Origin of the sequence: Schaalia sp. Marseille-Q2122, assembly GCF_903645355.1 — a bacterium.
Classification (GTDB): Bacteria; Actinomycetota; Actinomycetes; order Actinomycetales; family Actinomycetaceae; genus Pauljensenia.
The window spans coordinates 129,804-141,993 of the sequence record NZ_CAHJXR010000003.1; the positions used below are offsets into that span (position 1 = coordinate 129,804).

General features: G+C 62.1%; 8 protein-coding genes. All 8 read left to right on the plus strand.

Features of this window, described 5'->3' with window-relative positions:
- Positions 1-16: 16 nt before the first annotated feature.
- The 8 genes from nuoI (at position 17) to HWX48_RS03120 (ending at position 12,060) form a co-directional block, all read left to right on the plus strand.
- Entirely contained in the window at positions 17-652 is a 636-nt protein-coding gene (gene nuoI / locus HWX48_RS03085; protein ID WP_175955019.1) for an NADH-quinone oxidoreductase subunit NuoI, read from the plus strand.
- Positions 649-1,638, plus strand: coding sequence for an NADH-quinone oxidoreductase subunit J (locus tag HWX48_RS03090; protein ID WP_175954572.1), 990 nt, complete (start codon positions 649-651; stop codon positions 1,636-1,638). The genes nuoI and HWX48_RS03090 overlap by 4 nt, the downstream gene beginning before the upstream one ends.
- Positions 1,635-1,934, plus strand: a complete 300-nt coding sequence (gene nuoK, locus HWX48_RS03095) for an NADH-quinone oxidoreductase subunit NuoK (protein ID WP_175954574.1) — start codon at positions 1,635-1,637, stop codon at positions 1,932-1,934. The genes HWX48_RS03090 and nuoK overlap by 4 nt, the downstream gene beginning before the upstream one ends.
- A 46-nt stretch (positions 1,935-1,980) precedes the next feature.
- Complete coding sequence (gene nuoL, locus HWX48_RS03100) at positions 1,981-3,942, plus strand: NADH-quinone oxidoreductase subunit L (RefSeq protein WP_175955021.1); 1,962 nt, start codon at positions 1,981-1,983, stop codon at positions 3,940-3,942.
- 17 nt (positions 3,943-3,959) lie between these two features.
- Complete coding sequence (locus HWX48_RS03105) at positions 3,960-5,507, plus strand: NuoM family protein (RefSeq protein ID WP_175954576.1); 1,548 nt, start codon at positions 3,960-3,962, stop codon at positions 5,505-5,507.
- Positions 5,504-7,072 (plus strand): NADH-quinone oxidoreductase subunit NuoN, encoded by a 1,569-nt coding sequence (nuoN, locus tag HWX48_RS03110; protein WP_175954578.1) that lies wholly within the window; start codon positions 5,504-5,506, stop codon positions 7,070-7,072. The genes HWX48_RS03105 and nuoN overlap by 4 nt, the downstream gene beginning before the upstream one ends.
- Positions 7,069-8,082, plus strand: a complete 1,014-nt coding sequence (locus HWX48_RS03115) for a polyprenyl synthetase family protein (RefSeq protein ID WP_175954579.1) — start codon at positions 7,069-7,071, stop codon at positions 8,080-8,082. Before nuoN ends, HWX48_RS03115 begins: the two co-directional genes overlap by 4 nt.
- A 450-nt stretch (positions 8,083-8,532) precedes the next feature.
- Positions 8,533-12,060, plus strand: a complete 3,528-nt coding sequence (locus HWX48_RS03120; RefSeq protein ID WP_175954581.1) for a DUF5979 domain-containing protein — start codon at positions 8,533-8,535, stop codon at positions 12,058-12,060.
- Positions 12,061-12,190 lie beyond the last annotated feature (130 nt).

Sequence of the window (12,190 nt, forward strand, 5' to 3'; positions counted from 1 at the left end):
CGTGAGCGACAAGGAAATGCTCTACGAGCACGACCCCATGGGGCCGATTGCCCGATTCTTTGCGCCGCTGGCTGGCTACGGTGTGACGATCACGCAGTTCTTCCAGCCCACCGCCACCGAGTGCTACCCCTTTGAGCCCGCAGTGCTCCAACCTCGTTTCCACGGACGCCACCAGCTCAACCGCTACGCGGACGGCCTGGAAAAGTGCATTGGTTGCGAGCTTTGCGCCTGGGCGTGTCCCGCTGACGCGATCTTCGTTGAGGCTGCCTCGAATACTCCCGAGGCTCAGTACAGCCCCGGTGAGCGTTTCGGCGCGGTCTACCAGATCAACTACCTGCGTTGCATCTTCTGCGGCTTCTGCATTGAGGCCTGCCCGACGCGCGCACTGACGATGGGTCACGACTTTGAGATTGCGAAGTTCGATCGCGAGTCGGAGATCTTCGAAAAGGACGAGATTCTCGTTCCCCTGTCCGAGGGCATGCTCCAGCCCCCGCACCCGATGGTTGAAGGCCTGTCTGACGGTGACTACTACCGCGGTGCGGTTGTGGGAGCCACCCAAGCTCAGGTTGACTGGGTGCGTGAACACCGCCCCGAGGACGAGAGCCTTGCGACCGTCACGGTCGTTGACTACCTGCAGGAGGCACTGAAGTGAACCTCTTTGGAAACTGGCCTGCAATGGCCTCCACCGGAGAAGCAGTGCTCTTCGCTGGCGTCGCCGTATTCATGATTGCGTGCGCTTTCGGCATCCTCCTGTTTAAGAAGGCCGCCTACGCAGCGATCTGCATGGTCGGCGTCATGCTGGGCCTGGCTGTCCTCTACGTCACCATGGACGCTCCCTTCCTGGGCACCGTGCAGGTGATCGTCTACACCGGCGCCATCATGATGCTCTTCCTCTTCGTCATCATGATGATCGGCCTGGGTGCCTCCGATGAGTACACCCGCCAGGGCCGCGCTCGCGTGATCTCCTCGATCCTGGCTGGCCTGGGACTGGTCATCATCCTTGGCGGCGCGATTGCTCAGGCCAACGTGGTGGCCGCACCCGCACCCGCCGTGGATCCCTTCTCGAATACGCCGATCACCATCCTCGCTGCGGAGCTCTTCTCCAAGCACTGGTTCTCCATGCAGTTGGCTGCCGCGCTGCTCATTACCGCCGCGATTGGTGCCATGCTGCTGACCCACACCGATGAGCTCGGCCCCAAGGTTGACCAGCGCAGCACCGCTGAAGCGAAGATGCGTGCCTTCAAGGCTAAGGGGCGTCACATCGGCCAGCTGCCTTCGCCCGGCGTGTACGCCACCAGCACCGCTGTGGACGTGCCGGCCCTGTCGGGTGAAACCCTCGGCCCGGTTGAAGAGTCCGTGCCCCGCGTACTTCGCGTGCGCGGCCTGGAGCGCAGTGTCGGCATGGTCGAACCCGAGGTCGCTCAATCCCTGCTGCTGGCCCGCACCGGCGACTCCTCGCAGTCTCCCTTCGGCCCTGGCGCCGCTGGCACCGCCGAGCGTTCTGGCGCTTGGGGTATGCCCGGCCCTGCAGCCCCCACCGGCCTCAACCAGCCTCTTGCTCCCGAGGTGCCCGCTGCGGCAGCCTCGTCGGAGGAGGCCGAGGCAACCGCTACTACCACTGAGGGGGCAGAGAAGTGAGCCTCGCATACTACCTGCTGCTTGCCGCCATCCTCTTCACCCTGGGGGCCGTCATTGTGATGGTCCGCCGCTCTGCGGTGATCTCCCTGATGGGTGTGGAGCTCATGCTCAACTCGGCAAACCTGGCCTTCGTGACCTTCGCCCGTATTCACGGCGAGGTCGCCGGCGAAATCATGGCCTTCTTCGTCATGATCGTCGCCGCCGCTGAAGTTGTGGTGGGTCTGGCCATCATCGTGTCCATCTTCAAGTCGCGCGCCACCACGAGCGTTGACGACGTCAACCTGCTCAAGAACTGAGGGAGGTCAATCAATGAACAACGCATTCCTCCCCGCTCTGGCTGGCATGGAAGGGCACGGCGCGATCGCTGAGCCCGTCGCCGCCACCGGCGCAGCCTCCTTCGCGTGGCTGATGATCGCAATCCCCCTGGCCAGCGCGTTCTTCCTGCTGCTGGCTGGCCGTCACACCGACAAGTGGGGCCATTGGCTGGGCGTCCTGGCCTCCTGGTCCTCCTTCTTCGTGGGTGTGGCCATCCTGGTTCAGATGCTGGGCACCGCCCCTGAAGGCCGCCGCTTTGCGTCCACGCTGTTTAGCTGGATCCCCGCCGGAGAGTTCTCCGTCGACTTCGGCCTCATGGTCGACCCCCTGTCGATGACCTTCGTCATGCTGGTCACCCTCGTCGGCTCCCTCATCCACGTCTACGCCGTGGCCTACATGGAACACGACAAGGACCGCCGCCGATTCTTCGCCTACCTCAACCTCTTCATCGCTGCGATGCTCACCCTCGTTCTGGGTGATTCCTACGCGGTGCTCTTCATCGGTTGGGAAGGCGTGGGCCTGGCCTCCTACCTGCTCATCGGCTTCTGGAACTACGTCCCTGACTACGCCAAGGCCGCGAAGAAGGCCTTCGTCATGAACCGCGTGGGTGACATGGGCCTGCTGCTGGCCATGATGGCAATGGTCGCGAACTTCAAGACCGTCAACATGGAAGCCGTTGCCCACGGCGTCGCTGAAATCCCCGTCGCCCAGGCCACCATGATCGGCATCTTCCTTCTGGTGGGTGCCTGCGGTAAGTCCGCACAGTTCCCGCTCCAGGCATGGCTGGGGGATGCAATGGCGGGCCCGACCCCCGTGTCGGCCCTCATCCACGCCGCCACCATGGTCACCGCCGGCGTGTACCTCGTGGTACGTTCCGGCGCCGTCTACCAGGCTGCCCCCGTGGCCGCCACCATCGTGGCAATTATTGGTGCGATTACGCTGCTCTTCGGCGCGATCGTCGGTGCCGCCAAGGACGATATGAAGAAGGTCCTGGCCGCCTCCACCATGAGCCAGATCGGCTACATGATGCTGGGCGCTGGCCTTGGCCCCATCGGCTGGGCATTCGCCATCTTCCACCTCTTCACCCACGGCTTCTTTAAGGCCCTCATGTTCCTCGGTGCTGGCTCGGTCATGCACGGCATGGGTGACCAGGTGAATATGCGTCGCTTCGGCGCACTGCGCACCGCCATGAAGGTCACCTGGCTGACCTTCATGATGGGTTGGCTCGCCATCCTGGGTGTGCCGCCCTTCTCGGGATTCTGGTCCAAGGACAAGATCATCGAGGCCGCCTTCTCCATGGATACCTTCGCTGGCACCCCCGCCCCCTGGGCTGGCTGGGTCTTTGGCGGTATCGCCCTCTTCGGTGCGGGCTTGACGGCCTTCTACATGTCGCGCCTGTTCTTCATGACCTTCCACGGCACCGCCCGTTGGACCACTGAAGCTGAAGGCGCGCCCGTCCACCCCCACGAGTCCGGCCCGCTGATGACCATCCCCATGATCATCCTGGCTGTTGGCGCAGTCTTCATTGGTGGCCTGCTCTCCATCGGAGACTTCTTCTCCGTGTGGTTGACGCCCTCGATTGGCGCCGCCGAGCACGGGCACCCCGTCCTGCCGATCCCGGTCATTATGGCCGCCTCGCTGATCCTCGTCGCGCTGGGCGCGGCTCTGGCGTGGATGAAGTACGGCAAGGGCGAGGTCGCCACCGCAGTGCCCGCAGGCAATGCCCTCGTGCACGCTGCTCGTAACGACCTCTTCCAAGACACCATCAACGAAACCCTCGTGGTCACCCCCGGCACCGCCCTCGTGGCAATGGCCTCCGGCGGCGACAAGCGAGCGGTGGACGGCGTGGTCGATGGAGTGGCCGCATCCGCGAAGGGCCTGGGCCGCCTGGTGAGCATCACGCAAACCGGTAATGCCCGCACCTACGCGTCCTACATCCTGGGTGGCGTCCTGCTGTCCCTGGCCGTCATCATCGGTTTCCAACTGTGAGCGTGGGAGGAGAACTCATGGAAATCAACACTCTCATCCCCGCCACCACCCCGTGGCTGAGCATCCTCGTGGTGCTGCCGCTGCTGGGTGCGCTGGTCCTGGCTATCCCGGGGCTGCGTCCCCAGGCGCGCGTCCTCGCTGTGGGCGTGTCAATCCTCGAACTGATCCTCGCCGTCTTCGCTGCGGTCACCGCCTTCGATTGGTCGAAGTCGGGTGACTACCAGATGGTCGAGTCCTACTCGTGGATTCCCCCTATGGGCGTCTCCTGGGCTCTGGGCGTCAACGCCCTGGGCCTGGTGATGGTCCTGCTGGCAGTGGCGCTGGTGCCGATCGTTATCGGTGCTGCGTGGAGGGACGAGGACGAGGATCCCCGCGGCTACCTGGCGCTGATCCTGGTCCTGGAAACCTTCATGGTCCTCATCTTCGCCGCCTTCGACGTGGTCCTCTTCTACTTCGCTTTTGAAGCGATGCTCATCCCGCTGTACCTGATGATCGGTCGCTACGGCGTGGGTGATATTGAGGCTCGTCGTCGCGCTGCGATGAAGTTCCTCCTCTTCTCCCTGGCTGGCGGACTGGCTATGCTCGGTGGCATGGTTGCTCTCTGGGCAGCAATCCCGGAGCACTCCGCCACCTTCTTCCGCTTGGACACCCTTTCCGGCCTCTCAGGCAACCTGCCTGCAGGCCTGCAGATGGGCGTGTTCGTCAGCTTCATGATTGCTTTCGCTATCAAAGCCCCGATGGTGCCCGTCCACACCTGGCTACCTGACACTGCCGCCGTGGCCCGCCCAGGCACCTCAGTGCTGCTGGTGGGTGTGCTCGACAAGATCGGCACCTTCGGGATGATCGCCCTGGTCCTGCGCCTCTTCCCTGTTGCTTCGGCTCAGGCCGCGCTGGTGCTGTGCGTCCTCGCTGTGGTGTCGATCCTGTGGGGTGGCTTTGCCGCCATCGGCCAGAACGACATTATGCGACTGGTGTCCTACACCTCCGTGTCTCACTTCGGTTTCATGGTGTTGGGCGTCTTCGTGGGTTCCTCGATCGCTATGACCGGCGCCATGGTGTACATGGTCGCTCACGGCGTGTCGATCGCTGCGATGTTCCTCATTTCGGGCTTCCTCGCTGAACGTGGCGGTAGCCGCGACATGCGTGACTACGTCGGTATGCAGCGCGTGACGCCGATCCTGGCCGGCCTGTGGCTGGTGTCGGGCATGGCCTCCATCGCTCTGCCTGGCCTGTCGGGCTTCGTGCCCGAATACCTGGTGCTCATGGGCACGTGGTCGGTCTCTGCTGGCCTGGCTGTGTTTGCGGTTCTGGGTGTTGTGGTTGCCGCCGTGTACGTGCTGCTGCCCTACCAGCGTGTCTTCACCGGCCGCCCGGCAGGTAAGAGCGCGAAGCTCGAAGATCTCAATGGTCGTGAGAAGGTTGTCGTTGCTCCCCTCGTTGCCGCCATGGTCATCCTTGGCGTGTGGGCAGCACCGCTGGTTTCCTCGCTGACCCCGATCGCTGATGAGGCCGCCACCGGTTTGGTGGCTGCCTCCCTCGTCGCCACCGAAGGGAGCGCGAAGTGAATAACCTTCCCGTTGACGGTTTTGTAGCACCCACCATTGAGTGGCTCTCGCTGCTTCCTGTCATCATCGTCCTGGGTGGCGCTGTCGTCGCTGTCCTGGCCGAGGCTCTCGCCCCGGTGCGCCTGCGCCGCGCCATGGGTATTGGGATCGCTCTGGTCTCGACCCTCGCTGCGGCAACCGTCCTCGCCCTGCGGTGGATTCCCGTTCTCGCTGCACCGAAATCTTTGGGTGAGTACCTCGACGATCCGCTGACCGTCGCCTCGCAGTTCATCCTGGCCGTCCTGGGTTTCTTCGCGGTCCTCGTCATCGCGGACCGCACGGAGATTGGTGACGGCGCCTTTGCTGGCCAGCCCTCGGATCGCCCTGGTTCTCATGAGGAAGAGCTGACCGACTCGAAGAACTATCAGCGCACTGAGATTTTCTCTCTCGTGCTGTTCTCTCTGGGTGGCATGATGGTCTTCCCCGCAGCGAACTCCTTCATCGCCCTGTTCGTGGCCCTGGAAGTGATGTCCCTGCCGCTGTACATCATGGCTGCGACTGCGCGCCGCCGCCGCCAGCTCTCCCAGGAAGCTGCTCTGAAGTACTTCCTGTTGGGCGCCTTCGCCTCGGGATTCATGCTCATGGGTTCGGCCCTGCTGTATGGCTTCTCCGGTTCGCTGACCATCTCTCAGATCGGGACCGCGCTGCCGCACATGAGCGGCATGAACTGGCTGCTCTACATCGGTGTTTTCATGGTGATGGTGGGTCTGCTGTTCAAGGTGGGCGCTGCTCCCTTCCACGCGTGGACCCCTGACGTGTACACGGGCGCTCCCACGCCGGTCACTGGCTTCATGGCTGCTGCGGTCAAGGTTGCGGCTTTCGCTGCGATGTTGCGCTTCTACCACGTGGTGGCTGCTGCACTGCAGTGGGAACTGCTCGGGGTGCTTTTCGCCATTGTTGCTCTGACGATGCTGGTGGGTACCTTCGCGGGCCTTGTGCAGACTGACATTAAGCGCATGCTCGCCTACTCCTCGATTGCGCACGCTGGCTTTATCCTGCTGGGTGTGTTCTCACTGGCGCCGGGTTCGGCAGGCAACACCCTGTTCTACCTGCTGTCCTACGGTCTGGCAACAGTTGGCGCTTTTGGCGTGGTTGCTCTTGTGCGCCGTCAGGATGGCGAGGGCACTGTCGGCGCTGAGGTCACGGATTTCACTCGCTGGTCAGGCCTTGGTCGTACCAACCCTGTGGTGGCGGGCGCTTTCCTCGTGTTCCTCCTGTCCTTTGCGGGTATCCCGTTGACCGCTGGTTTCATTGGGAAGTTCGTGGTCTTTGCGGATGCTTTCGCTGGTGGATTGGGGTACCTTGTGGCCCTGGCGCTTGCCTGCTCGGCCGTCACCGCGTTCTTCTACTTCCGCGTGGTGCGTGTGCTCTTCTTTGAGGAGCCCACGGGTGAGGTCGTGGTTGTTCGTTCTGAAGGTTTGAGCACCGTCGCGATTATTGTCGCCGCATTGGGTACGATCGTTCTGGGCCTCTTCCCGGCTCCGGTTCTGTCCCTACTCAATCAGGTGGTCGTGCTTCTCCCGTGAACGTCTCCACACCCGATCTTCACGTCCCTGACCTCGAGGCCCGCATTCTGCCGGGCCTCGAGGCCGTCGAAGAATCTCTTCACCGGGCTGTTTCTGGTTCGAGGGATCTTATTGATGAACTCACCTCGCATTTGGCGGTCGCCGGTGGTAAGCGTATTCGCCCGCTGCTGACGCTGACCTGCGCGCAGTTTGGGAGCCCTCAGCTTGCTTTGGGTGAGAAGGTGCTTAATGCTGCGACTGCGATTGAGCTGACGCACTTGGCGTCCCTGTACCACGATGACGTTATGGATTCGGCTCCTACCCGTCGTGGTGTGCCTTCGGCTCAGCATCAGTGGGGAAATAACCGGGCGATCTTGGCTGGGGATGTGCTCTTTGCGCGTGCCTCGGTCCTGGTGGCTTCCCTGGGGCCAGAGTCGGTGGCTTACCACGCGCATACTTTTGAGCGTTTGTGTATTGGCCAGCTCAATGAGACCTTCGGGGTGACTGAGGGTGCTGATCCGGTGGATTTCTATATCCAGGTGTTGGCTGATAAGACGGGGTCGTTGTTGTCCTCTGCCGCTCACTTTGGTGCCTTCCATGGTGGTGCGGGTGAGGAGATCGCTGCCACGGTTGCCCGTTTTGGTGAGAAGATCGGTGTGGCTTTCCAGATCGCTGATGACGTGTTGGATTTTGCTTCCGAGGTGGTGACCTCAGGCAAGACTCCGGGCACGGATTTGCGTGAGGGGGTCGATACCCTGCCGGTGTTGTTGCTGCGTCGCCGCCAGGCGGAGGGGACGATTGACGAGGCTGGCGCTCGCATCCTTGGGATGTTGGCTGACGATTTGTCCTCTGACGAAGCCTTGGCCGAGGTCGTCGCGGCCTTGCGTGAGCATGACGTGGTCGAAGAGACCCGTCAGATGGCTCGTGACTGGGCGGCGGAGGCAATTGCTGAGTGTCAATCCTTGCCTGAGACTGAGGCGAAGACGGCGCTCGTATCTTTCGCGCATCTGATGGTTGATCGGATGGTCTAATTGTGGCGGCTTGGCCGTGTCTGAGGCTCTGATCCGACGGTAGATACCCCCTACAGAATGTCCGCATACTGAGAATTACTTTTCAGTATGCGGACTTTTTGTTGCCCGAAATTTTGACCGAACGTCAAGATGCGTGAGGGTGTTAGCGCTGAAAGACCGGGATCGACGGCGATTGTATCGAGTGGGGGAGTACTTTTTCGCAAGATTTGGCGGCTCTTCGGGATAGGGGTCCATTAGTCACTTCAATAGTATATTGAATGCTGAAGATTGATGCTGTCCATTCGGTAAGATTATGGGTATTTGGATAGGGAATTAGGTGGTTTATTCAAGTCAATAAATAATTCCCCTTGAATGTGCCTTCTATATATGACATTCTGTGCAGCATTTCCTACTGTTTCACTCCGATACAAAGTGGGAATTCCGTCAATGCAGTAGACGATGGAGTATGCAATGAATGCCAGAGCAATGTTCATCGGTCGACGTGTTCGGGTACTGATGATCGTGATCCTCACCCTCGTCCTTCTCCCCCTCCTGTCGGCCACCGAAGTTCACGCGGACACTGACGTCGACAAGATCAACCCAAAGATCGCCGTCCGAATCACGCAACTGTCCAGAACCGATAGCGAACAGCAGCCCATCCCAGGCCAGATCCGCCGCTGGGATATCGTCGGCATGAACTTCACCTGGGACGCCACCAAGGCCGACCCGCGCCCCGGAGACGCCTTCACCATCAGCCTTCCCTCGTCATTCCGAAACCGTCAGACCTCAGGCACCCGCGTACTCCTCACCGCCAGCAACATCAAAGCAGGCGAATGTCGCCTCGAAACTCAACGCATCGTCTGCGTCCTCAACGACAACATCCGCGGCTACGTCAACATCCGCGGCCGAGGCAGAGCCGAACTGCTCGCCGTTGAAAACACCGATACCACCGATACCACCATCACCGTCAACGGAGAAACCCAATCCGTCCCCCTGCCAGGTAACCAACAGATCACTGATCCCCCGGCACCCAGATACTGGGAAGCAAGCTTCGACAAGGGCTACCACGCCATCCTTCCCGGCGACAAACTAGTGTCCTGGTCCATCTGGTTCAACCCCTCCGTCCTCGCCAAACAATGGCCTGGCGCAAAGCCCATCAACCGCCTCGTCTTCACCGACATCGTCGGCGAAGGACACGAACCCTGCCTTGACACCTGCACCGTGCGCCTCGACCTCTACCGCCGCAAGGACGACCCAACAATTCCCTCACGCGTCGTCGCGAACAATCAGGGCATCAGTGAGGACGGCTTCACCCTCGAAGTGACACCCAACGCGAACAACCCCAAACAATTCAGCGTCACACTCACCGGCCCCTTTGGAACCTTCCTCAACGGCGAAGCCAACTACCGCATCGTCTACCAGAGCCGACTGACCGCAGGCGAAGGAAACGCGCAAGTCGGACAGCGCTTCTCCAATAGCGTCACCTTGGCCGACTACCCGCGCGACATCACAAAAGAGGGGTCCGTGCGCGAATCCCTCAACGTCACCGTGCAGATGGAACAAGGTTTTGGCGGATTCTCCATCCTCAAGTCCCTGCGCGGATCGGGAAGCGACACCGTTGCCGCCACCCAACGCTACCGCTTCCTCGTCAACTGGACCCTCCCCGACGGAAAAACCCCGCAGGACTACCCCAACTGGACAGCACCAACAGAAAACCCCGCCGAATTCATCGTCGAAGAAACAGGAAAGGCAGTGCCCTTCCCCCTGAACTTCCCCATCGGCACGCGCATCACCGTCACCGAGGACGCCCAGCAGCTGCCCACTGAAGTCGGGAAGACCCTGCTCGCCTGGGGCACGCCCACCTACACGGTCGGCACCGACACCGCTGAAGGCACCAGCCCCACCTTCGAGATCCTCAACCAAAACGTCACCGAGATCGCCGTCACCAACCCCGTCGACAAGCAGGCGACCTTCGCCATCCGCAAGACAGTCCAGGGTGTCGACGCAGCTGTCTTAGGCGACCAAAAGTACACCTTCCGCTACGAATGCGGCACCGTGAGCGGCACCCTCGAAGTGCCCCCCACCAACGAGGTCGTCGCCGTCGGCACAACCTTCGCCCCCGGCACCCAATGCACCATCTCTGAAGTGGGGCCGGCCTCCGATCACCTCAAGGACTACACCTTCACCGTCCCCTCGGCCCAGACCCTCACCCTGGAGGCAGGCAAGGATAATCTCGCCTCCTTCACCAACCTCTACCAACGGATGCTCGGACGCTTCAGCATCACCAAGACCCTGAGCCCCACCACCCCCGCAGACCTGCGCACACGCCTGGCTGACACCGCCTTCCCCTTCACCTACACCTGCGGAGGAGCCACCGCCACGGCGGAAGTCAAACTCGGCCAGGTATGGACCAGCCCTGAACTGCCCGTCGGCACAGAATGCACGGTCACGGAAGACGCCGCGAAGGCTCCGAGCCTCCCCGGCTATCGCCTGCATGCGCCCGCTGAACAGAAGGTCACCATTGCCGCAGGGACAGCACCCCTGGCCCTCACCTTCGTCAATGACTACGAGCTGGAACGCGCACACTTCACCCTAAGCAAGAGCGTGGCGGGGGATGGCGTGGTGCTCGCCCCCGCCGACTACTCCTTCACCTACAGCTGCGATCCCCTCGCTGAGGGCCTCGCCCCCGTCACGGGCACCCTGAAGGTCGCCTCCGCCGCGCCCGCCCGCGTCACCAACCTACCGCTGGGCCGCTGCACCCTCAGTGAAGAGCCCATCACGGTCGAGAATGTCAGCCACGCCCTGAATTGGATCCTGGACGGGAAGGCAGCGGGCACCCCCAACACGCCGCTGACCTTCGACCTCACCACGAAGGGCGCCACCGTCGAGGTCGCCGCCACCAACACCTTCACCCGCGAACGCGCCGCCTTCAGCATCCGCAAACGCGTCACCGGGGACGGAAACTTTGAGGCTGACAGCTTCACCGTCGCCTACGAGTGTCGAGTCCCCCGCGCCGATACCATCACCGGCACCGTGAAGGTGCCCGGCAATGGGACTGCCGTCCTCGTCCGCGACGACCTGCCTGTCGGCACAGACTGTGTGGTCTCCGAAAGCGAAGACACCAAGAAACGCGCAGGATACGAGGTGCAGACCAATATCGTGCCCGCCTCCGCGCTGCGCATCGAGAAGAGCGGGGCAAACACGGTAGAAATCACCAACGCCTACCGCGCCCTCGTCGGAGGCTTCAGCATTGAGAAGGTGCTCAGCGGCGATGGCGCAGGCCTTGCCCCCACCTCCTTTACCTTCGACTACACCTGCACCGCCGACTCCGGCAAGATCATCAAGGGCGAGGCAACCGTCGTGCCCGGACGCGCAACAACCGTCTCCAACGTCCCGGTGGGCCAGTGTGAAGTGCGCGAGCGGCCCAGCCTCGTCAATGGGACGACGCTGAGTAGCCTCCTTCGTGTCGGCGGCACAACCTACGACGAGGGCGTCGCCACCTTCACCGTCGCCGATAATGTGACAGTCGAGGTCCTCGCCGATAATACCTACACCCTCAAGCGCGGTGAGCTGGCGGTGAAGAAGGTCGTCAAAGGGGCCGCCGACGCGGCCTTCACCAACCACTCCTTCATCGTCGACTACAGCTGCAGCGGCGTCGAGGACCCCGTGAAGGGTAGCCTCGTGCTGAAGGGTAATGGCGAGGCAGTGACCATCAGTAACCTGCCCTATGGAACCAGCTGCTTCCTGCAAGAACGCGCCCAGAGCGCATCGCTTCGCGGATACACGCTGACTGCTCCTCAACCCACGACGGTCACGATCAACGAGGTCGCCGCCAACGTCCAGATTGAGATCGTCAATAGCTACACGCCTGAGAAACCCGGTCCGAAGCCGCCGATCGCCCGCACCGGCCTGGGCGGTGTGGAAATCATCGGAGCGCTCGCGGCTGGCCTGATAGTAGTGGGCGGAGGAATGATCGCCCTGCTGAGGCGCCGCCGCTAAAACACCAGTGAGATTGCGGAAGGTGAGCAGTCCGGCGCGGGCTGCCGCCTTCCGCAATCCTTTTGTGTGCTCTGCCGCTCGGGTGGGGTGGGGCCTCGGGTGGTTGTGGGCGCGGTGAGGGTGGCTTTGG

Coding starts and splice junctions, on each gene's coding strand:
- nuoI (WP_175955019.1), top strand. CDS start 17: ATGCTCTACGAGCACGACCCCATGGGGCCGATTGCCCGATTCTTTGCG.
- nuoL (WP_175955021.1), top strand. CDS start 1,981: ATGGAAGGGCACGGCGCGATCGCTGAGCCCGTCGCCGCCACCGGCGCA.
- HWX48_RS03105 (WP_175954576.1), top strand. CDS start 3,960: ATGGAAATCAACACTCTCATCCCCGCCACCACCCCGTGGCTGAGCATC.
- HWX48_RS03120 (WP_175954581.1), top strand. CDS start 8,533: ATGAATGCCAGAGCAATGTTCATCGGTCGACGTGTTCGGGTACTGATG.